Raw genomic sequence first — 20,735 nt, forward strand, 5'->3', positions numbered from 1 at the left:
GATCCGCACATGCTCTGGTACGTGACGCTGGTCCTCGCGGTGGCGGCGGAGCGCGTCGCCGAGCTGTTCCTCGCGCTGCGCAACGCCCGCTGGAGCACGGCGCGCGGCGGAGTGGAGTCCGGCCGCGGCCATTACCCGCCGATGGTGGTGCTGCACACCGGACTGCTGGCCGGCTGCCTGCTGGAAGTGGCGCTCGCGGGCAGGCCGTTCGTTCCCTTGCTGGGGTGGACGATGCTGGGCGTGGTCCTGGGCGCACAGGCCTTGCGGTGGTGGTGCGTCCGGACACTGGGGCCGCAGTGGAACACGCGCGTGATCGTCGTTCCCGGTCTGCCCCTCGTGGCGGGCGGTCCCTACCGTTGGTGTCGGCACCCCAATTACGTGGCTGTGGTGGCGGAGGGCGTGGCGTTGCCGCTGGTGCACTGCGCGTGGGTGACCGCGCTGGCCTTCACCGCCCTCAACGCGCTCCTGCTGTCCGTACGGATCCGCTGCGAGAACGCGGCGCTGGCCTCGACCGCCGGTGCCCCGCACCGGACCGACGGCCGCGCCACCGCCCCCGCCCCCGCCTCCGCCTCCGTGGACGCGTCGCCGTGATCGATCTCCTGGTGGCGGGAGGCGGGCCCGCCGGGCTGGCGGCCGGCATCCATGCCGCGCTCAGGGGCCTGGAGGTGGTGGTCCTCGAACCCCGCGACGCGCCTGTCGACAAGGCCTGCGGCGAGGGCGTGATGCCGGGCGGGGTGGCGGCCCTGCGGGCGCTGGGTGTCGAGGTGTCCGGGCGGCCGCTGCGCGGCATCCGCTATGTGGAGGGCGGGCGCAGCGCGGAGGCGGCCTTCCGCCACGGGCCGGGGCTGGGCGTGCGTCGTACGGAACTGCATGCCGCGCTGCACCGGCGGGCGAGGGAGCTGGGGGTGACGGTCGTGCGGGAGAGGGCCGGCGCCGTGCGGCAGGACGCCGGTTCCGTCACGGCCGGCGGCCGGACGGCCCGCTGGCTGCTCGCCGCCGACGGCCTGCACTCCCCCGTCCGCCGGTCCATGGGCCTGGAGGTGGCGGCGGGGGCGCGGCCCGCGCGCTACGGTCTGCGCCGGCATTACCGGGTCCGCCCGTGGACGGACTTCGTCGAGGTCCACTGGTCCCGGCACAGCGAGGCCTATGTGACGCCCGTGGGTGACGACATGGTGGGCGTCGCCGTGCTGGGCCCCCGGGGCGGCGCACCCGGCCGGCACGAGGACCGGATGGCGGACTTCCCCGCCCTGGCGCCGCTGCTGGACGGGCCCGCCGTCAGCCCGGTGCGCGGCGCCGGGCCGCTGCGTCGTGGCACCCGGCGCAAGGTGGCCGGCCGCGTCCTGTTCATCGGCGACGCGGCGGGGTACGTGGATGCTCTCACGGGTGAGGGCATCGCCCTCGCGCTGGCGACGGCCGGGGCGGCGGTGCGCTGTGTGGCGTCCGGCCGCCCGGACGCGTACGAGGCCGCCTGGTCCCGGCTGACCAGGCGGCACCGGCTGCTGACGGAGGGTCTGCTGCGGGCCCGGGAGCATCCGCGTACCGCGGGCCTGATCGTTCCGGCGGCCTGCCGGTTGCCCGCGTTGTTCCGGGCGGCGGTGCACGCGTTGCAGTGACGAGCGCAACGTACCCGGCACGGGATACGGTCGCGAGCCACGCGCGAAGGGCACGAGAAAGGCCGCCGCCCTGGACGCGAGGGGGCCGGACGGGCGACGCCCGGGGCCGGCCTACCGCGTCGTCGTGGCGCCGACGGTTCCTGGCGCGCTCGGTGTTGCATCCTGGCGACCGAGCACCGGAGAGCAAGGCCTCGGGCCGGGGCGGTGCCTAGGCGAAGGAGCGGGCAAAGGGATGAGCGACATGACGGTGTGCGAGGTCTGCGGGAACGACTACGAACTGGCCTTCGAGGTGCGTGCGGCCGGAGCGGTGCACGTCTTCGACAGCCTCGAGTGCGCGGCCCACAAGCTCGCACCGATCTGCGACAGCTGCGGTTGCCGCATTCTGGGCCACGGCCTGGAGGCCGACAACATGTTCTTCTGCTGCGCCCACTGCGCGCGGGAGAAGGGCATCACCCAGCTGGCCGACCACGCCTGAGGACGGGCTTCCGCCTCGTCCACGCGTGCGTGCACTGCGCCGTCGGGGTGCCGTCCCGCCGGGCGCTCGTCCCGGCCCACCGCCCCGGTGGGTCCGGCGGGCACGACCGTCGTCTATAACCGGTCGCATGGCACTGAACTGGAAACTGGTCATCGACGCCCACGACGCGCCCGCCCTCGCGGACTTCTGGGCGGCGGCACTGGGGTACGAGGTGGAGGACCCCGGCGCCCTCATCGGGCAGCTGCTGGCCGCCGGGCACCTGCCCGAGGAGGCGGTCGTCCAGCACGGCGGACGCCGGATCTTCCGCGGCTACGCCGCGATCCGTCATCCGGAGGATCCGTTCGACGAGGTCAGCGGCATCGGCCGCGGCCGCAGGCTGCTCTTCCAGGACGTCCCCGAGGACAAGACCGTCAAGAACCGCCTGCACATCGACGTCCACAGCGAGCCCGGCGAGCTCGACGCGCTGGTGGCCCGGCTGGAGAAACTGGGCGCCACCCGCGTCCGCGAGGTGGACCAGGGGCCGGCCGGGCACTGGTGGGTCATGCGGGATCCCGAAGGCAACGAGTTCTGCGCGGCATAGGACGCGACATAGGCTGGAGTGAACGGGACAGGGGGCACGCCATGAACCATCCCGATGACCGCGGCCGGCCCGGCCGCGCTGCTCACGCCCGGCACGGCCCCGCCTCATGGGGAACGGCCGCCAAGGCGACCGCGCACTGTCTGACCGGGTGCGCCATCGGGGAGATCGCCGGAATGGCGATCGGCACCGCCCTCCTGTGGGGGAATGTGCCCACAATGGCCCTGGCGATCGTCCTGGCGTTCCTCTTCGGCTACTCCTTCACCCTCTACGCCGTGCGCCGGGCGGGGGTGGGCTGGAAGGCGGCCGTGCGTGTGGCCCTGGCCGCGGACACCGTGTCCATCGCCGTGATGGAGGCGGTGGACAACGGCATCATCGCCCTCGTGCCGGGCGCCCTGGACGCTCATCTGTCGGACGGCCTGTTCTGGTCCTCGCTGCTGGGCGGCTTCGTGGTCGCGTTCTTCCTCACCACGCCGGTCAACAAGTGGATGATCGCCCGCGGCAAGGGCCACGCCGCCGTCCACGCCTACCACTAGGGCAGGCGCTGTTCGGTCCAGACCGTCTTGCCCTCGCGGCCGTAGCGGGTGCCCCAGCGCTCGGTGAGCTGGGCGACCAGGTACAGGCCGCGGCCGCCCTCGTCCGTGGTGCGGGCCCGGCGCAGGTGCGGGGAGGTGTTGCTGGTGTCGGAGACCTCGCAGATCAGCCGGGGGCCGAGGATGAGGCGCAGGGTCACCGGTCCGCCGCCCGCGTAGCGATAGGCGTTGGTGACCAGCTCGCTGACGATCAGTTCGGTCGTGAAGACCAGTTCGTCCAGCTCCCAGGCGCTGAGCCGCTCGGCCATCAGGCTGCGCGCCCGGGACGCCGCGCGGGCGTCGGGCGGCAGGGTCCACGTGGCCACGCGCTCGTCCTCGAGCACCCGGGTACGGGCGAGGAGGAGGGCGACGTCGTCGGCGGGCTGGGCCGGGAGCAGGGCCTCCACCACAGCCTTGGCCGTCTCCTGCAGGGGGCGGGGCGGACCCGCGAGCTGGTGGGAAAGGCGCGCGAGCATGTCGTCGACGTCGTGGTCGGGGCTCTGGATGAGGCCGTTGGTGTACAGGGCCAGCACGCTTCCCTCGGCCAGTTCGAACTCGGCGGTCTCGAAGGGCAGGCCGCCGAGCCCGAGCGGCGGGCCGGCGGGCAGGTCGGGGAAGTTCACCCGCCCGTCCGGCGCCACCACCGCGCAGGGCGGGTGCCCCGCGCGGGCCAGGCAGCAGCAGCGGGAGACCGGGTCGTAGACGGCGTACAGACAGCTGGCGCCGGTGACCTGGTCCAGGGGGAAGTCGGGGGTGCCGGCCTCCTGTTCGGCGGCGAGGCGGTGCACGAGGTCGTCGAGGTGGGAGAGCACCTCCTCGGGGTCGAGGTCGAGTTCGGCCAGGGTGTGGACGGCGGTGCGCAGCCGGCCCATGGTGGCCGCCGCGTCGAGGCCGTGGCCGATCACGTCGCCGACCACGAGGGCGACGCGTGCCCCGGAGAGGGGAATGACGTCGAACCAGTCGCCGCCGACGCCCTCCACCGCCCCGGCGGGAATGTACTGGTGCGCGACCTCGGCGGCCTGTACGTCGGGCAGTTCCGCCGGCAGCAGACGGCACTGCAGGGAGAGCGCCGCCTGGTGCTGGCGGGTGTAGCGGCGTGCGTTGTCGATGCAGACGGCGGCGCGGGCGGCGAATTCGGCGGCGAGGGTGAGGTCGTCGGCCTCGAACGGCTCGGGGCAGCGGGAGCGCCACAGGGTGAGCAGTCCGAGGACGAGGCCGCGGGCGGCCAGGGGCAGCATCATGACGGAGTGGACGCCCACGCGCCGCGCGTGCGGGGCGCGTTCCCGGGCGACCGCCTCCAGGTCGGCGGGGGTGCGGATCTCGGGGACCAGGATGGGGCTCTGGTCGGCCAGGCACGTGGCCTGGGGCATCTCCGGGTGGAAGTGGATGAGCGCGCCCAGCGGGTTGAACGCGTCCTCCACACCGGGGACGGCGGACCTGACCGCCGTCCGGCGCACCGGCCCCAGGCAGTCCTCGTAGGGCTCCTCGCCGCGGCTGACGGGCTCGAGCAGGTCGACGGTGGCGCAGTCGGCGAGCTCGGGGACGACGACCTCGGTCAGCTCGCGGGCGGTGGTCTCCACGTCCAGGGTGGTTCCGATGCGGGCCCCCGCCTCGCTGAGCAGCGCCAGCCGGAGTCTGGCGCGGTGGCGCTCGGTGACGTCTTCGACCAATTGGGTGACGCCGAGGGTCTTGCCGGCCGAGTCCTCCATCCGGAACGCCGAGACGGAGACGAACCGTACGTGCGCGGGGTCGGAGCGCAGCCGGCACGGCTGCTCCGTGAAGATCATCGGTCGTCCGGTTTCCAGGACCTGCCGCAGCCTGCCCTCGACGGTGTCGGCGTCCGCGGTGACCAGGAAGTCGCCTGTGCGCCGGCCCCGCGTCTGTTCGGCCGTGATGCCGCCGATGCGGGCGATGGCCCGGTTGACGCGCAGGATGCTCAGGTCGGGCGCGTGGACGGCGAGCCCGATGGGCGACCGCCGGAACAGCCCGTCCAGGACCGAGCGGTCGGTCTCCCACTGGATCACGTCCGGCGCGGGGGCGCCGACCAGGAACCACTCGCAGTCGGGGCCCTCCCGCGTGACGCGGCGCGCCCGGACCCCCAGGGGCACCCGCCGGCCGTCGCGGTGGACGACGGGGACGACGCCGAACCACCCGGAGGCCTGCAGGCACGCCGCCACCGCCTCCACGACCTGGTCACGGTCGCCGGGGTCGACCAGGACCTCGAGCGCGGGCCGCCCGATCACATCGGCGCCCCGGTGCCCCAGAATCGCCTCGGCGCGCCGGCACCAGCCCACGATCCTGCCCCGGTGGTCCAGCACGGCCGAGGCCGCGCTGCCGACCGAGAACGGGTCCTCGGGGCTCTCGTGGAAGTGCGCCATGAACCGCGCCATCGGGTCGTCGCCCATCCGCCGGCCTCCTTCCGCCTGACCCGCCGGGACGGAACCCTCTCCTCCCACAGTGAGGGGTGGGCGACCTCGGCGCTTGTCGGTGTGGGTTGGCGGGGGCGTCCGGGGCCCCTCGGGCCTGGCTGCCGTCAGCGGCCGCGGCGGCCGTACTCGCGGAGGAGCAGCCTCAGCAGCGCGGGGACGGACGGACGCGCCGAGCCGTGCAGCAGGCGGGCTCCCCGGTCGAGGGCGGCGTCGGCCGTGAGCACCTCGAGGGTGATGGCGGCCCGGACGAAGGCCCGGTGACCGGGCGGTGCGAGCCGGGGCAGGCCCCGGCTGCCGAGCAGGTCGTGGCGGGCCTGCTCGAGCAGTGCCCGCAGCAGCCGGCGCGCGCCGGGTATGTCCCGCCCGTGCTCGAGATCGGCACGCGTGACCCCGTACCGGGCCAGCACCTCGGCCGGGAGGTTCAGACGGCCGTCACGGAGGTCTTCGGCGAGGTCGTTGACGAAGTCGAGGCGCTGGCTGCCGTCGATGTACGCGCGGCAGAGCTCGCGGGCGGCGGCGGGGTCCGCGTCCGGGTGGAGGAGCAGGCAGGCGATGAGCATGAACGCGGGCAGCGAGTACGCGTCGACGTAGCGCTGGTAGTCGGCCTCGTCCGAGAACCCGGCGAAGTCCCGCTCCAGGGAGGCGCCGTCGAGGAATTCCTCGACGTGGCCGCGGAGACGGGGGTGGAGGGTGACGGTGTGGAGCAGCGGCCGGAGCACGGGGTGCTCGCTCCCGCCCGTCGCCAGAGCCTCGCGGACCTCCTTCTCCCACAGCACTCGGGCCTCTTCGGCGCTCGTCCCCGAAGCGGCCTCTCCCTCCTCGAGCAGGTTGTCCGTGTGGTGCATGAACGCCGTGGCGGCGATGACGTGGGGAACCAGCGCCGGGGGCAGCAGGAGCCGGACAGCGAGGTAGGCGGGCCGCCGGTAGGCCGCGACGTGTGCGCGTTGCCGCGTGTAGTCCCGGCGCAGCCGGGGCTTGTCTATTCGGGCGATCGTCAGCGTTCGATCCCATGTGTACATGCCGGCGAGTTCCCCCCGGGTGGACGGCTGTGAGCAGGTCAGAGCCTATCCGGCGCGGCATCGCGCACAGCGTCCGCGGACGCCGGTGGGGCAGGCCCTCGCGCCGCCTCTTTCAGGCGCGCGGGAGGCCTGCCCCACCGGCGTCCACGGACCGGCCCGCGCCTACCGCCTGGTCCGCGCCGCGTTCATGCGTGCTCGGGGCGGCGGGCGAAGTGCACGGTCTTCGCGGTCAGCAGGAAGAGGTCGGGGCGCTCGTCGACGCACGCGGGGTCGGCCGGGTCGAGGAGGCGGTCCAGGGTGGCGACGTCCTCGGCGTCCAGGAGCTCGCCGACCACCTTGCGATTGCGCTCCAGCTGCCGACGGACCGATCGCCGTGGTCCCTCCTCCAGGGGCGCGGGGTGGTCGACGAGGAAGGTCTTGCTGCGCACCTCGGTGAGTCCGGCGGCCCGCAGCATGCCGGGCCAGTCCTCGACCACCGACACCGTTCCGGGCAGCTCGGCACGCATCCGGTCGAACCGGTCCGCCATCGCCGCGTCCAGCCGGGCCTGCAGCCCCGGGCGGCCGAAGCCCAGGTCACGCGGCAGCCAGCGGGCCGGCAGGCCGCCCTCGACGATGGCCAGCACGCCGCCGGGCTCGAGCAGCCCGGCCAGCCGGTGCAGGGCCCCCTGCTGGTCGCCGACGTGGTGCACGACCTGGCCCGACCACACCAGGTCGGCGGTCCCCAGCCCGGCGAGTCCCTCCGGGAACTCGGCCACCCGCGTCCGCAGCCGGACGCCGAGCCGCCCGGCCCGTTCCCCGGCACGGGCCAGCAGCTCCGGTTCGCCGTCCACCGCGGTGACCTCGGCCTGCGGGAACATGCCCGCCAGCCGGCAGGCCGCGACACCAGGGCCGCTGCCGATGTCCAGGATCCGACGCGGTGTCAGGTGGCTCAGCTCCTCGAAGGCCTGACGCACGTAGGGGCTGTGCGTCTCGCCCTCGAGCTCGAGCATGTCGGCCATGGCGGCCCAGTCGAAGTCGTTGTCAGCCTTGCCCATTGCCTTGTCCATCCCACCCGCTCCAGCGCTCTGTTCTTCCATGGTGGAAAACACCTCCTGGCGCCGACAATGCGCCCGAGCGGGCCCGATCGCCAAACGTTGTTGCTGTTTCCGCAAGTTGGGCGCCGCGCCGAGTGAGCTCGCGAGCCGATGCGCCTGTGAGCCCCATAAGGGACTTCTCGGGAGGTCGTTGCCTCAACCGGACAGGCTCGTTGTGCAGTGGCGAGTCAATCGCCCGGAATGAGGAAGAAGGAGAATCGCTGTGCGTTGGATGAGTATCGCCCTGGCCGCTGCCGCCGCCGCGGTCTGTGCGACGGTCACGTCCACGGCGGCCGCCCAGAGTGCCGTCCCCGAGCACCGTGCACAGGTACGCGTACCCGGACCCGGGGACCAGCCGCCCTTCCGTTATGCGGACTGCGTCAAACTCGCCGTCGAGCAACGACACGAAAGCCCGAGCTACGCCAAGTGGCACTGCGACCAACTGGTGAAGAAGGGCTGGGTCAAGCCCCCGAAAGCCTGATCCGGCCTGACGGCTGCGGCGCACCCGCCCGTCGGCTCCGGAGCCGGAGCCGGAACGCTCTCCGCCCGGGTGGGCGCGCGCCGCGCCTCAGCCGTTCCCGGCGGAGTCGGCGCCCGCCGCCCTGTCGTGCCCCACGGCGGGCAGGGCGTCCGCGAGGCGCTCCGGCGCCGCCTGCCTCCAGGAGTCCACGAGGATGTCGTGCAGCTCCTGCAGATCCTCCAGGGCCGCGAGCCGGACGCGCACCCACGCGGAGCTCTCCTCGTGCGGCGGCACCCAGAACTTCTCCGGCTCCGCCGCGATCAATTCGGCCCGTTCGTGCTTCGGGCAGCGGACGGCGAACGACGTCTCGTCGTCCGGGATCGTGATGTACATCTTCCCCGCGACCCGGAAGGTGGGCATGCTCCACGCCTCCTTCTCGACCGTTTCCGGCAGGGACAGCGCGATCCGGCGGACGTCATCAGCATTGATCATGGTCACTACATTAGACAGCCGTCCGGACAGCCGTCGCAGCGCGCGTCGGTCGCGCCCGTGACGCACCGTCCGAGTGCGACTGGCGCGTAGCGATCACTTTCCGTGAGGCGACTGTCCGAATATCGGACGAGCGAGACGGCCTCTCGGCTCGCCGCCCATACTCGAGTCTTCCGATCTCGCATTATGGACAGGTTTCGACCATGACCCGGACACTCCCGTCTCCTCCCCCGGTGACCGAGAGCTCGCCACCTCAGGGCTCCTCGCTGTCGAACGGGCTCAAGCAGCGGCACCTTTCGATGATCGCCCTCGGCGGCGTCATCGGCGCGGGCCTCTTCGTGGGCTCCGGCGCCGGCATCGCCGCCGCGGGCCCCTCGATCGTGATCGCGTACGCCGTGTCCGGCCTGCTCGTGATGTTCGTGATGCGGATGCTCGGCGAGATGTCCGCCGCCAACCCGGCCTCCGGGTCCTTCTCCGTGCACGCCGACCGCGCGATCGGCCCGTGGGCCGGATTCACCGCCGGCTGGATGTTCTGGACCCTGCTGGTCGTGGGCGTGGCCGTCGAGGCGATCGGGGCCGCCCACATCATGCAGGGCTGGTTCCCCGGCACCCCGTCCTGGCTGTGGGTGCTCGTCTTCATGGCGCTGTTCTGCGGCACCAACCTCGGAGCGGTCTCGAACTTCGGTGAGTTCGAGTTCTGGTTCGCCGCCCTGAAGATCGGCGCCATCGTGATCTTCCTCGTCCTTGCCGGCCTCGCGATCCTGGGCTTCCTGCCCGGCAGCGACTCCCCCGGCACCGCGCACCTCCTCCACGACGGCGGCTTCCTGCCCAACGGCGCCGACGGGCTGCTGGCCGGCCTACTGGCCTCGGTCGTCGCCTACGGCGGTCTGGAGACGGTCACCATCGCGGCCGCCGAGTCCAAGGACCCGGTCCGCGGCGTGGCCAAGGCCGTGCGGACGACCATGTGGCGGATCGGCGTCGTCTACGTCGGCTCGATGCTGGTGATCGTCACGCTGATCCCGTGGGACGACAAGGCCGTCACGGAGCAGGGCCCCTACGCGGCCGTCCTGGACCGCCTCGGCGTTCCCGCCGGCGGCCAGATCATGAACGTGGTCGTGCTGATCGCCCTGCTGTCCGCGATGAACGCCAACATCTACGGCTCCTCGCGCATGGCCTACTCCCTGATCTCGCGCGGACAGGGTCCCAAGGCCCTGGCCAAGGTCTCCGGCGGCGTGCCGCGCCGCGCGGTGCTCGCGTCCTCCGCGTTCGGCTTCTTCGCCGTGCTGCTGTCGTACTGGTGGCCCACCACCGTCTTTGCCTGGCTGCTGAACATGGTCGGCGCGGTGGTCCTGGTGGTGTGGGGCTTCATCGCCGCCTCCCAGCTGCTGCTGCGCCGCCGGCTGGAGCGCGAGACGCCCGAGAAGCTCGTGGTGCGGATGTGGGGCTTCCCGTATCTGACGTGGGTGACGCTGGCCGGCGTGGCCGGGGTGCTCGTCCTGATGACCCTCGACACCGACACCCGGCTGCAGCTGTACTTCACCGGCGGCCTGGCCCTGGCCCTCGCCGTGACCGGCTGGGTGCGCCAGCGGGCCGCCGCGGCGGCCGCCGGCTGAACGGCCCGCCCCGGCGCACACGAAACGGCCGGATCCCCTGCGAGCGGGGGATCCGGCCGTTTCGTGTGCGCCGGGGACGGACGGGACTCGCTCGTCCCGGCGCCGAGGAAGGGACTCACTCCTCCCGCGCGGCCGCCAGCAGGACCTTCAGCAGTTCGTCGGGCGCGTCCCGCATCACGTTGTGGCCGGAGGTCAGGGCGTGGGTGCGCCAGGTGGGGTCGCCGAGCAGGCGTTCGTAGAGGGCGGTGAAGGGGGACTGCCCGTCCCAGCCGGTGGCGTAGACGTAGTCCCTGCTGCGGTAGCGGTCGAGCCCGCCCTCGAGGCGGACGGACTGGAGCAGGGAGGCCAGCGGGTGCGGTGTGGCGCGCGGGTCGAAGAACGGCAGGGGCGCGCTGGTGTAGCCGGTCTCGCCCACGCCCTCCAGGTACCAGGCGCGCTCCTGCTCGGTGACGAGGGACCAGCACGAGTCACCGTTCTCGGGGACCATGGCGTCGACGTAGACCAGTCCGGCCACGCGCTCCGGGACGCGGTCGGCGGCGCCTGTGATCACCATGCCGCCGTAGCTGTGCCCGACCAGTACGGCGTCGGTGATCTGTTCGTCCGTGAGGAGGTTGACGACGTCGGCGATGTGGGTGTCGAGGTTGACCGTGCCGGTGAGCAGGTGCCGGCGGTCCCCCACTCCGGTGAGGGTCAGGGGGTGGACCTGGTGCCCGTGTTCGCGCAGCTGCCGGGCCAGCGGTTCGTAGGTCCAGGCTCCGTGCCAGGCACCGGGGATAAGGACGAAGGTGGTCATGTCGCGAGAATTCCTAGGTCGGTGATGGTGATGACGGTCGGCGATGTGGTGTCAGCTCACAAGGGAGAGGACGATCTTGCCGGTGGTACGGCGGCCGTCGCCGAGTTCGTGGGCGTCGGCGGCCCGCTCGAGCGGGAACACCGTGTCGATCGCGGGCCGGAGCAGGCCCTGCCCGGCGAGGGCGGCGATCTCGCGCATGCCCGCCTGGTCGGCTTCCACGATCATGAATGCGGCACGGAGCCCGAGGGCGCGGGCCTCGTCCGCCAGGTGGGCCTCGGCCGGTGAGGCGAGCGACACCAGGACGCCGCCCCGGCGCAGGGTGCGCAGCGAGCGCGGCCCGTACGTGCCGCCGATCGTGTCGATGACGACGTCGACCGGTGCGACGGCCGTCTCGAAGTCGGTTGCGGTGTAGTCGACGAGTTCGTCCGCGCCGAGGTCGCGAAGGAAGGCGTGCTTGGCGGACCGGGCCGTTCCGATCACGTGGGCGCCGCGGGACTTGGCGATCTGGACGGCGAGGTGGCCCACGCCGCCCGCCGCCGCGTGGATCAGCACCCGCTGACCGGGGCGCACGTCGGCGACGTCGACCAGGGCCTGCCAGGCGGTGAGCGCGGCCAGCGGCAGCGCGGCGGCCTGAACGTGCGTCAGCCCGTCGGGCTTGCGGACCAGGTGCCGGGCCGGGGACGTCACGTACTCGGCGTACGTACCCGCCGGGAGCGGGTGACGCGGCAGGCCGAACACCTCGTCGCCGACGGCGAGCGTGGTCACGCCGGGGCCGACCGCCTCGACCACGCCGGAGACGTCCCAGCCGAGCCGGACGACGGTGCCGGCCAGCCCGCCCGAGGCACGGTGCCAGGAGTCGGTCGGGTTGACCCCGGCGGCGTGCACCCGCACCAGCACCTCGGCCGGTCCGGGCTCCGGGCGCTCCACCTCGATCACCTTCAGCACCTCGGGTCCGCCGAAGCCGTCCTGGCCGATCGCACGCATCGTTCATCCTCCCCGTCCGGCGGGCCGCTCCGGCCCGTTGTGATCATTCTCGGCGGACGGCGACGCGGTGAACGAGTGGCGAGATTGCCATCATCTGGAAGGATCTTGCCATGCACCGTGTCGTGGTCCTGGCCCTCGAGGGCGTCTATCCCTTCGAACTCAGCATTCCGGTAAGAATCTTCGGTACGGCCGCCGGGAGCGGAGGGGAGCCGCTGTACGAGGTCGTCACCTGCGGCCTGGACGGCGGACAGGTCGCCACCAGCGCCGACTTCGCCATCACCGTGGACCGGGGGAGCGAGGCGTTGCGGACGGCGGACACCCTCGTCATCCCGCCGTTCACCTGCGGCCCGGACGAGGAACGCGACTGGCTGCCCGAGGCGTTGACCCAGGCCCTGGCCCTGCTGCCGGCCCGTGCCCGCGTCGTCTCGATCTGCACGGCGTCCTACGTCCTGGCCGCGGCGGGCCTGCTCGACGGCCGGCGGGCCACGACGCACTGGAACGAGGCCGAGCACTTCCAGCGGTCGTTCCCGCAGGTCGAGGTGGACGCGAACGTCCTGTTCGTCGACGGCGGGCAGGTGCTCACGGCGGCCGGGGTCGCCGCCGGCGTGGATCTCTGCCTGCACCTGGTGCGGCGCGACCACGGCAGCGAGGTCGCCAACCGGGTGGCTCGGCTGTGTGTGGTGCCCCCGTGGCGGGAGGGCGGCCAGGCGCAGTACATCGACCGGCCGGTGCCCGAGCCGTCGGCCGCCACCACGGCCGCCACCCGGGCCTGGGCCCTGCGGCAGTTGCACGAGCCGCTCACCCTGGCCGAGCTGGCGGAGCACGCCGGTATGAGCGTACGGACGTTCTGCCGGCGGTTCCGCGACGAGGTGGGCATGCCGCCCGGCCAGTGGCTGACCCGGCAGCGGGTCGAGCACGCGCGGCGGCTGCTGGAGACCACCGACCTGCCGGTCGACCAGGTCGCCGCCCACGCGGGGTTCGGCACGGCCGCCTCACTCCGTCAGCATCTCGCCTCGATGATCGGCGTTTCGCCGACGGCCTATCGGCAGGCGTTCCGCACGGGATGACAGGGCGGGCGGCGCTGGCGTGGCCTCAGGTGGCGGCCTGTGCCGCGACGGGCGCGGGGGCGGGGGCGGCGTCCTGCTCGCGGCGCGTTCCGGCCGCCCAGCGCGTCACCGGTGACAGCGCGTACGACGCCGCCAGGAACAGTCCACCGAGCAGCACCCAGCCCAGCGCGCCCATCCCCACCAGCAGACCGGTGAGGGTCAGCGGCCCGAGGGTGCGGGCGACCGTGGTGCCGGTGCCGAAGAAGCCCTGGTACTCACCGATGCGCCCCGCCGGCGCCAGGTCGAAGCCGATCTGCCAGGAACCGGCCGACTGCAGCATCTCGGCGGCGACCAGGACCACCGAGCCGCCGACCAGGACGGCCACCGCGACCCAGGGGGAGCGTCCGGCCGAGAGGGGGAAGATCCCGCAGGTCAGGAGCATGAGCACGCCGGATCTGCGGATGGCACGGGCGGCCGTGGGCAGCCCGGAGACCGAGCGGGCGGTACGGACCTGGAAGAGCATGACGGCACCGGTGTTGAGGACGAAGAGCGCGGAGACCAGCCAGGCGGGGGCATCAGTGCGTTCGGTGATCCACAGTGGCAGGCCGAGGCCGAGCAGCGGCATGCGAAGGAGCAGCACGGCGTTGAGGAGCGTGACGACGGCGTACGGGCGGTCCCGCAGCACCTCGAGCTTGACGCCCCGGACCGCGGGCACGGGCGCGACGGCCGGCAGTCGCGACAGGAGGAGCGCGCAGAGCAGAAAGCTCAGGGCGTCGATCGTGAAGACGCCGAGATAGGCCGGTCTGCTTCCGTGGGAGAGCGCGAGCCCGCCGAGTGCGGCGCCGACGGCGAGGCCCGCGTTGAGCGTCGACTGCAGGTGGGCGAGCGCACCCGTGCGCTCCTCCTTGGCTACCAGGCCCGCGAGCAGCGCCTGCCGGGCGGCGGCGAGGCCCGACTGGGCGGTGGCGTAGAGGCAGGCGGCCAGGAGGAACGGCAGGAAGCCCCGTACGAAGAGGAAGGACGCGACCGCGGAACCGGTCGTGAGGGCGAGCAGCACCGCCGTGCCACGCGGCCCCCGCCGGTCCGCGACCCGTCCGAGCGGCACCCCGACGACCGAGCCGACGGCCCAGGCCACGGTGAGGCCGAGGCCGATCCTGGCGGGTGCCAGGCCGACGACGTGGGTGAAGTAGACGGCCGAGGTGACGTAGTACGCGCCGTCGCCCACGGAGTTGGTCAACTGGGCCAGGGCGAGCGTGCGTTGGGGGCCGACGGGCGGCAGCAGATGGGACATGCCTTGACAGTACGCGGACATTGGCCTGGCTGCAGAGGCCAATGCGGGCTCATGATTCTGGGCCACTTCCAGCCGAAGTGAGCCTTACGTACAGACGGATCGGCGGTCAGGATGGGCCGCATGATGTCAGGCCGAGGCAGCGGAGATCCGTGGTTCGTGGTGATGGTGGTGGCGGCCGTATGACCGTCCCCTGGGGAAGCTACGGGCACGAGGAACTGGCACGGCAGTACTCGCCCAGTTCCCGTGTCCCCGACATGAAGGCCTTCCTGCGTCAGTACGCGACGCGCAGCGAGGAGGCGCGCCGGCTGCTCGACGTGCACACGGCGGTGCCCTACGGGCCTCATCCGGTGCAGCGGTTCGACTACTTTCCGGCTGAGCGTCCGGGCGCGCCCCTGCATGTGTTCCTGCACGGCGGCTACTGGCAGGAGCTGAGCCGGGCCGAGTCCTCGTTCGCCGCGCCCGACATGGTCGCGGCCGGGGCCGCCTTCATCGCCATGGGATACGGGCTGGCACCCGAGCACTCGCTGCCGGCCATCACGGCCATGGTCGGTGACGGAGTGCGATGGCTGTGCCGGCATGCCCCGCAACTGGCCAACGCTCCCTCGCCGATCCACCTGAGCGGCTTCTGCGCAGGCGCCCAACTGGTGGTCCACACCTTGGCCGACACCGGATCCTGGCAGCGCGAGGGACTCGACCCGGTGACGTCCGTCGGCAGCGCGACCTTGCTCAGTGGCGTCTACGACCTGGAGCCGTTGGTCGACACCTACGTCAACGAGCCGCTCGGCCTGGACCGGCGGACGGCACGCGCGTGCAGTCCGCTGCACGCCCTGCCGGTCCGTATGCCGCCGCTCGTGGTGGCACGCGGCGAGAACGAGACCGAGGAGTACGCCCGCCAGCACCGGGAATTCGTCGCGTGGGCGCGCTCCGGTGGCACCGAGGTGACCGACCTGGTGGTCTCCGGACGCCACCACTTCGATCTCCCACTGGACCTCGGCAAGGAAGGGACGGAGCTCGGGACGCAGGTGCTGCGTCTGATGGGCCTGGGACAGAGGCGTCCGGCACGGTGACGCACGATGGCCTGTTCGACCGTGCAGGCGCGGGCTGTCATGCCGGTGAGCGGTCGCTCCGCGTCTCGCTGCCCTCCTGTCGGGCGACCAGCGCCCCGCTCCACCCGAGAGGTGTCTTCGGCAGGTCGCGGGTCCTGCGCAGTGGGGAGAAGAAGAGGATCAGCCCGGCGAGCGGCACCGCCGCCGTCGTGATCCACATCGCGGGGCGGAGCCCCAGGACGGACCCGAGTATTCCGCCGAGCAGCGCTCCCAGTGGAACGGTGCCGTAGTTGAGGAACGCCGTGCTGGCGGTGAGGCGGCCGAGCAGGTGGGGTGGGCAGTAGCTCTGGTGGAAGCCCGCCTTGATGACGTTGCCGGCGACCACGCCCGCCGATACGCAGAAGCCACCGGTCACGTAGAGCAGGGTGCCGGCGCCACTGGTCGTGAGCGGGATGAGCAGGGCCGGTACGGCCAGGCCCAGTTCGCACAGCAGCGTCGCGCCCGCGGTGCCGAAGCGCCCGGCGGCGCGGCGGGCGATGAAGGCCCCGGCGACGCCTCCCGCGCCCGCGACGGCGATCAGTATGCCGACGGTGCCGGGCGGCAGGCCCACTTCCCGGACCAGGAACACCACCAGGATCGACTGGTAGCCCATGAGCCCCAGGTTCGAGACGGCACCGAACAGCGTGAGCGTGCGCAGCCACCGGTCGTCGGCGACCAGCCGCAGGCCGGCCAGGATCTCGCTCGCCATCGTCCCGCGCCGGTGCTCCGCCGGCCCGCCGGGGCGCGGCTCGCGGTGCCGGATGGCCGCCAGACAGAGCAGCGAGACGAGGAACATCCCGGCGTTGGCGAACATCGCGCTCACCGCACCGGCCAGCTGGGCTGTCAGCCCGGCCGCCGAGCGACCGGCGATCTGCGCCGCCGAAGCGCTTCCCTGCAGCTTGGAGTTGCCCTCGGGCTGGTCCTCGGGGTCGAGCAGGCCGGGCAGATAGGCACTGTAGGCCGTCTGGAAGAACACCGCCGCCACGCCCGTGAGCAGCGTGACCGCGAAGAGGGAGCCCATGCTCAGCCGGCCGAGCCGGTCGAGCAGCGGGACGCTCGCGAACAGCAGGACGGACACCGCCGCCGCGGCCAGCATGATCGGCCGGCGGCGGGAACGGTCCACCCAGACACCCACCGGCAGGCCGACGACCAGCCAGGGCAGCCAGGCGCAGGCGCTCAGCAGCCCGACTTCGAGGGTTCCCGCGTGCAGGGTGGAGACGGCGACCAGCGGCACGGCCACCCCGGTGACGGACGCGCCGAACTTGCCCGCCGTCTCACCGCACCACAGCAGCCGGAAGTCGCGGTGGCGGCGCAGCAGGCCGCCACGTACGTACCGGTTCACGCGGGACCGCCCCGCTCTCTGCGCGGGAAGGACTGGATCTGCACGATGACGGGCAGCGCGCCGGGATCCGGTTCCGTGCCCGGTGCCGGGGTGTGACGGGCGACGACGTCCATCAAGTCCTTGTTGAGCCGGGCGAGCTGAGCGGGGGTCATCCGCAGGTCGCGCCAGTCGGAGAAGGTGGCGGCGTGCTGCCATTCACCGTCCCAGTTCTCGTCCAGGTAGGTCACCGTGCGGGCGAAGAACTGCTGCGCCAGCTGACGCAGGTAGACGGCGAGCGCGTCGCGCGTGCCGGGGTCGTCGTGGAACTCGGCGGCGTCGAGCAGCTTCGCGTCCCTGACGGCCCGCCACCAGCGCTCGCGCTTCGTCCCGCGCCCCGGCTCCTCCTCGATGTAGCCGTGCTCGGCGAGGTGGCGCAGGTGCCAGCTGACGGTACCGGTGTTCTCGCCGAGCCGCCGCGACAGGTGGGTGGCCGTGGCGGGCCCGTCCAGCGCGAGGACTTCCAGGATGCTCATCCGCAGGGGATGGGCCAGTCCCCGCAGGCTGCGGGCGTCGATACGGCGGGTGGGTCTGGCGGCGGCCGGAGTGTGTTCGGGTTCAGCGTGTTCGGGTTCAGTGTGCTCGGGTTCATCGGTCACGGGTGGAGCCTATGATGCAAAGGGTTCTCTGCATAGAGATCTCTGCAAATGAGTCTCTGCAAGTCCCTCTGGACTGCCGACGTCAGGGCCTCGACGGGCGCATCATGGAAGAGAGGGAAGGAAGAGGGGGGTGTTCACCATGAGGAAGGTGCGGGACATGACGAAGTTCATGGACGTCCACCACGACATGAAGGGCATCACCGAGGATCAGCTCAAGGCCGCGCACCGCGCCGACCAGGCAATCGAGCGCGAGGAAGGCGTGCACTTCGAGCGGGCATGGGCGGATCCGAAGTCCGGGACCGTCTACTGCCTCTCCGAGGGGCCCTCCGCGGACGCGGTCAAGCGCATCCACGAGCGGGCGGGCCATCCGACCGACGAGATCCACCCGGTGCCGTACACGATTTCCTGACGGGGCAGGGCTCAGCCGTAGCTGCCGCCACATCCGCCTGATCCACCGGATCCGCAGGAGCCGCCGCCGGAGCCGCCGTCCGAGCCGCCGCCCGATTCCGAGCCGTGGGCCTCGCCGTGCACGCTGTGCGCGCCGTGTGCCCCCGCGCCGCGCTTGCTCTTGCCCTTGCTCTTCTTCTTGCCCTGCTCACGGTCCGATTCGGACCTGGACTTCTTCGACTGCTTGGACTTCCTCGAGAACAGCCCCATCTCCGCCTCCGCCCCGGGATACGCGCCCGTACAAGGGTCAGCGTTCCCGTCCGGGCCCCACCCAGCGCAAGCCGCGGTGGCGTACGGGAGCACCCGCCGAGCCACGCACGGTGCGCTGTGCGCTGCGCCGTGCGCCCGCTCACGCGCAGACGCCCGCCCTCGAGCCTTGGCCCTAGGGCCAAGGCTCTAAGCTGCCCGCCTATGAACGACGACGTGCGCAACATCGTCCTGGGGCTGGCCGCCAGCGCCATCAGCGCCGCCGCCGGATGGTTCGTCAGAACCTATCTGTGGCGGCGCCGCCTCCGTCGCCAGCAGACCTTCCTCGGCCTGCCGACCGGCTCGGAGTGTCTGCTCGTGGTCAACCAGGACCCGAGCGCGAGCGGGCACAGCGTCTCGCGCTACGACACGTTCGCCCTGCTCGAACTCTCCGCCCTGATCAAGGAGTGCGGGGCCCACGCGGACATCGTGGTGCACGACACCGCCCGCCAGGGCTTCGGCACCCGGACCGAGTTCTGCGTGGGCGGCCCGGCGTCGAACCGCCGTACCGAGGCACACTTGCGGTCGCTGCTGCCGGGCGTCGAGGTGAACACCGACTACGAGAACGCTCCGGACGGCGGCGCGTTCACCATCGGCGGGGAGACGTACCGGCTGGAGAAGGGCAGGACCGAGTACGTGCTGCTCGCCCGGATCACCGGGCCGCAGGGCGGCCGCCCCGTCTTCCTCTCCTGCGGCCAGCGCGCGGTCACCAACCAGGCGGCCATACGGCATCTGGCCCGGCACCACGGCCGGCTGGCCCGGCGGTACGGGCTCGACGGCACGTTCTGCCTGCTGCTGAGGGTCGTCAACTCGGACGTCTACGGGCCGGACATGGTGGAGCCGGTCGCCGACGTCACCGCGGCGGCCACAGCCCGCACTCCGGCACCCGGGGCCGCGTCCGCCGGCTGACCGCGGAGTGGTCGCCTCCCGCCCCTTGCGCTTCATCGGTCCCACGCGTCAGGGTCCTTGCCGTGGTTGGTTCATGCACCCGCAACTCACCATCGCCCCTGGAGGACCGATGCACGAGTCAGCACCGCGGAACCAGAACGAGCACCACGGGAACGAGCAGCATGGGAACGAGCACCACAGCGGTGAGGGTTCCGGTGAGCCCAGCCGCCGGTCCGTGCTGAGAACCGCCGGTGCGGCCGGTGCCGGGCTGGGCACGGCCCTCGGCGGACTCGGCGCGGTGGGCGCGGCCGACGCCCCGGCACGGGCCTCGGGCAAGCCGGCGACCGGGAACGAACCGGCCTGGCCGGAGCGCCAGGGCCGAACCATGATCGGCGTACCCTTCGAGCGGCGCGACACCGTCCGGATCGGCATCATCGGGCTGGGCAATCGCGGCGACTCCATGACCGACCTCTTCCTCGCCATGCCCGGCGTCCAGGTCAACGCGCTGTGCGACGTCGTCCCGGAGAAGGCGCGGAAGGCCGCCGCCAAGGTGACCGCGGCGGGCCGGCCCGCCCCGGCGCTCTACATCAAGGGCGAGGACGACTACGAGCGGCTGTGCGAGCGCGGCGACCTCGACTTCGTCTACGTCGCCACCCCCTGGGAGTGGCACTTCCCGATGGCGCGGGCCGCGCTGGCGGGCGGCAAGCACGTCGGGGTCGAGTGCCCCCTCGCCATGGAACTGGGGCAGCTGTGGCAGCTGGTCGACCTCTCCGAACGCACGCGGCGGCACTGTCTCCAGCTGGAGAACTGCTGTTACGGCAGGAACGAGATGCGCGTGCTGCGCATGGCGCATGCCGGGCTCTTCGGCGAGCTGCTGCACGGTGCGGGCGCGTACATCCACGATCTGCGCGAGCTGATGTTCTCCCCCACGTACTACGAAGGTCCGTGGCGCCGCCGGTGGCACACCCGCCTCAAGGGCGACCTCTACCCCAACCACGGCTTCGGCCCCGTCGCCAACTACATGGACATCAACCGCGGCGACCGCGCCGTACGGATCACAACGTTCGGCTCCCCCGCGCTCGGCCTGGCCGCCTACCGGGAGCAGCACATGCCGCCGGGCGATCCGAGCTGGAAGGAGAGCTACGTCGGCAGCGACATGTCGGTCAGCCTGGTGCAGACGGCGAAGGGCCGGGTCATCCGCCTGGAGCACGCGGTCTCCAATCCGCACCCCTACAGCCGCCTGAACGTACTGGGCGGCACCAAGGGCGTCTTCGAGGACTATCCGCCGCGGATCTACCTCGAGCCGGAGATGTCCAACGACCGGTGGGGTGACTTCCGCGCGTACGCGAAGTGGGACCACTGGCTGTGGCAGGAGAACGCCAACCCGCCTGGCGGCCACGACGGCATGGACTACATCATGATCTTCCGCCTGATCCAGTGCCTGCGGCTCGGCCTGGTCCCCGACTTCGACGTCTACGACGCGGCCACCTGGACGGCTCCCGTGGCCCTCAGCCACGCCTCGATCAAGGCGAAGGGCATGCCGCAGGACATCCCCGACTTCACCCGCGGCCTGTGGCGCAAGCCGCGCCCGGGAGTGGACTCCCCCAAGCCGGCGACCGCCGGCTGACCGCTTGCCCGCGGGTCGGCTCCAGCCGCGG

Annotated in this window: 22 protein-coding genes; 12 read left to right on the plus strand and 10 right to left on the minus strand. The window is 72.4% G+C overall.

What is annotated here, in order from left to right; translation table 11 throughout:
- The first annotated feature begins 9 nt into the window (after positions 1-9).
- From ACIG36_RS16425 to ACIG36_RS16445, 5 genes are all read left to right on the plus strand, one after another.
- Positions 10-591 (plus strand): isoprenylcysteine carboxyl methyltransferase family protein, encoded by a 582-nt coding sequence (locus ACIG36_RS16425; protein WP_399927494.1) that lies wholly within the window; start codon positions 10-12, stop codon positions 589-591.
- Positions 588-1,613 (plus strand): NAD(P)/FAD-dependent oxidoreductase, encoded by a 1,026-nt coding sequence (locus tag ACIG36_RS16430; protein WP_399927497.1) that lies wholly within the window; start codon positions 588-590, stop codon positions 1,611-1,613. Before ACIG36_RS16425 ends, ACIG36_RS16430 begins: the two co-directional genes overlap by 4 nt.
- Before the next feature lie 241 nt (positions 1,614-1,854).
- Positions 1,855-2,088 carry a hypothetical protein gene (locus ACIG36_RS16435; protein ID WP_399927642.1) on the plus strand — a complete coding sequence of 78 codons (234 nt, stop codon included), beginning with the start codon at positions 1,855-1,857 and terminating at the stop codon, positions 2,086-2,088.
- Between the two features lie 127 nt (positions 2,089-2,215).
- Complete coding sequence (locus ACIG36_RS16440; protein WP_399927500.1) at positions 2,216-2,668, plus strand: VOC family protein; 453 nt, start codon at positions 2,216-2,218, stop codon at positions 2,666-2,668.
- A gap of 41 nt (positions 2,669-2,709) precedes the next feature.
- The gene (locus ACIG36_RS16445; RefSeq protein ID WP_399927503.1) at positions 2,710-3,201 is read left to right on the plus strand and encodes a DUF4396 domain-containing protein; all 492 of its coding nucleotides are present in this window, start codon (positions 2,710-2,712) and stop codon (positions 3,199-3,201) included.
- Here ACIG36_RS16445 and ACIG36_RS16450 read toward each other — a convergent pair.
- The 3 genes from ACIG36_RS16450 to ACIG36_RS16460 all read right to left on the minus strand — a co-directional run bounded on the left by ACIG36_RS16450 (position 3,198) and on the right by ACIG36_RS16460 (position 7,731).
- The gene (locus ACIG36_RS16450) at positions 3,198-5,642 is read right to left on the minus strand and encodes a SpoIIE family protein phosphatase (protein WP_399927506.1); all 2,445 of its coding nucleotides are present in this window, start codon (positions 5,640-5,642) and stop codon (positions 3,198-3,200) included. The genes ACIG36_RS16445 and ACIG36_RS16450 overlap by 4 nt on opposite strands.
- A gap of 128 nt (positions 5,643-5,770) precedes the next feature.
- Positions 5,771-6,685 carry a phytoene/squalene synthase family protein gene (locus tag ACIG36_RS16455; protein ID WP_399927509.1) on the minus strand — a complete coding sequence of 305 codons (915 nt, stop codon included), beginning with the start codon at positions 6,683-6,685 and terminating at the stop codon, positions 5,771-5,773.
- Positions 6,686-6,870: 185 nt separating this feature from the next.
- The gene (locus ACIG36_RS16460; RefSeq protein ID WP_399927512.1) at positions 6,871-7,731 is read right to left on the minus strand and encodes a class I SAM-dependent methyltransferase; all 861 of its coding nucleotides are present in this window, start codon (positions 7,729-7,731) and stop codon (positions 6,871-6,873) included.
- A gap of 259 nt (positions 7,732-7,990) precedes the next feature.
- Between ACIG36_RS16460 and ACIG36_RS16465 the strand changes: the two genes are divergently transcribed.
- Complete coding sequence (locus tag ACIG36_RS16465; RefSeq protein WP_399927515.1) at positions 7,991-8,239, plus strand: hypothetical protein; 249 nt, start codon at positions 7,991-7,993, stop codon at positions 8,237-8,239.
- Positions 8,240-8,326: 87 nt separating this feature from the next.
- Here ACIG36_RS16465 and ACIG36_RS16470 read toward each other — a convergent pair whose 3' ends face one another.
- Positions 8,327-8,710 (minus strand): MmcQ/YjbR family DNA-binding protein, encoded by a 384-nt coding sequence (locus tag ACIG36_RS16470; RefSeq protein ID WP_399927518.1) that lies wholly within the window; start codon positions 8,708-8,710, stop codon positions 8,327-8,329.
- Positions 8,711-8,910: 200 nt separating this feature from the next.
- On the opposite strand from ACIG36_RS16470, the gene ACIG36_RS16475 reads away from it, so the two are divergent.
- Positions 8,911-10,320: an amino acid permease gene (locus ACIG36_RS16475; RefSeq protein ID WP_399927521.1), complete on the plus strand. Its 1,410-nt coding sequence runs from the start codon at positions 8,911-8,913 to the stop codon at positions 10,318-10,320.
- Between the two features lie 115 nt (positions 10,321-10,435).
- Here the strand turns inward: ACIG36_RS16475 and ACIG36_RS16480 are convergent, their stop codons facing one another.
- A complete protein-coding gene (locus ACIG36_RS16480) occupies positions 10,436-11,113 on the minus strand; it encodes an alpha/beta fold hydrolase (RefSeq protein WP_399927525.1) in 678 nt (225 codons plus the stop codon).
- 51 nt (positions 11,114-11,164) lie between these two features.
- Positions 11,165-12,097 (minus strand): NADP-dependent oxidoreductase, encoded by a 933-nt coding sequence (locus tag ACIG36_RS16485; RefSeq protein ID WP_399927528.1) that lies wholly within the window; start codon positions 12,095-12,097, stop codon positions 11,165-11,167.
- Positions 12,098-12,207: 110 nt separating this feature from the next.
- Here ACIG36_RS16485 and ACIG36_RS16490 point away from each other — a divergent pair, with 110 nt between their 5' ends.
- Positions 12,208-13,164 carry a GlxA family transcriptional regulator gene (locus tag ACIG36_RS16490; protein ID WP_399927531.1) on the plus strand — a complete coding sequence of 319 codons (957 nt, stop codon included), beginning with the start codon at positions 12,208-12,210 and terminating at the stop codon, positions 13,162-13,164.
- A 25-nt stretch (positions 13,165-13,189) separates the two neighbouring features.
- Here the strand turns inward: ACIG36_RS16490 and ACIG36_RS16495 are convergent, their stop codons facing one another.
- Positions 13,190-14,434, minus strand: coding sequence for an MFS transporter (locus ACIG36_RS16495; RefSeq protein WP_399927532.1), 1,245 nt, complete (start codon positions 14,432-14,434; stop codon positions 13,190-13,192).
- A gap of 179 nt (positions 14,435-14,613) precedes the next feature.
- Here ACIG36_RS16495 and ACIG36_RS16500 point away from each other — a divergent pair, with 179 nt between their 5' ends.
- Positions 14,614-15,501: an alpha/beta hydrolase gene (locus ACIG36_RS16500; RefSeq protein WP_399927534.1), complete on the plus strand. Its 888-nt coding sequence runs from the start codon at positions 14,614-14,616 to the stop codon at positions 15,499-15,501.
- Positions 15,502-15,538: 37 nt separating this feature from the next.
- Here the strand turns inward: ACIG36_RS16500 and ACIG36_RS16505 are convergent, their stop codons facing one another.
- A complete protein-coding gene (locus ACIG36_RS16505; protein WP_399927535.1) occupies positions 15,539-16,861 on the minus strand; it encodes an MFS transporter in 1,323 nt (440 codons plus the stop codon).
- The gene (locus ACIG36_RS16510) at positions 16,858-17,496 is read right to left on the minus strand and encodes a helix-turn-helix domain-containing protein (RefSeq protein ID WP_399927538.1); all 639 of its coding nucleotides are present in this window, start codon (positions 17,494-17,496) and stop codon (positions 16,858-16,860) included. The genes ACIG36_RS16505 and ACIG36_RS16510 overlap by 4 nt, the downstream gene beginning before the upstream one ends.
- A gap of 157 nt (positions 17,497-17,653) precedes the next feature.
- Here ACIG36_RS16510 and ACIG36_RS16515 point away from each other — a divergent pair, with 157 nt between their 5' ends.
- Positions 17,654-17,905 (plus strand): SCO4226 family nickel-binding protein, encoded by a 252-nt coding sequence (locus tag ACIG36_RS16515; protein ID WP_399927540.1) that lies wholly within the window; start codon positions 17,654-17,656, stop codon positions 17,903-17,905.
- 11 nt (positions 17,906-17,916) lie between these two features.
- Here the strand turns inward: ACIG36_RS16515 and ACIG36_RS16520 are convergent, their stop codons facing one another.
- Positions 17,917-18,153 carry a hypothetical protein gene (locus ACIG36_RS16520; RefSeq protein ID WP_399927543.1) on the minus strand — a complete coding sequence of 79 codons (237 nt, stop codon included), beginning with the start codon at positions 18,151-18,153 and terminating at the stop codon, positions 17,917-17,919.
- Between the two features lie 201 nt (positions 18,154-18,354).
- On the opposite strand from ACIG36_RS16520, the gene ACIG36_RS16525 reads away from it, so the two are divergent.
- Positions 18,355-19,098 (plus strand): hypothetical protein, encoded by a 744-nt coding sequence (locus tag ACIG36_RS16525; RefSeq protein ID WP_399927545.1) that lies wholly within the window; start codon positions 18,355-18,357, stop codon positions 19,096-19,098.
- Between the two features lie 109 nt (positions 19,099-19,207).
- Positions 19,208-20,704, plus strand: coding sequence for a Gfo/Idh/MocA family protein (locus ACIG36_RS16530; RefSeq protein WP_399927548.1), 1,497 nt, complete (start codon positions 19,208-19,210; stop codon positions 20,702-20,704).
- The last annotated feature ends 31 nt before the right edge of the window (positions 20,705-20,735 follow it).

Origin of the sequence: Streptomyces sp. NPDC053048, from assembly GCF_044547045.1 — a bacterium.
Classification (GTDB): Bacteria; Actinomycetota; Actinomycetes; order Streptomycetales; family Streptomycetaceae; genus Streptomyces.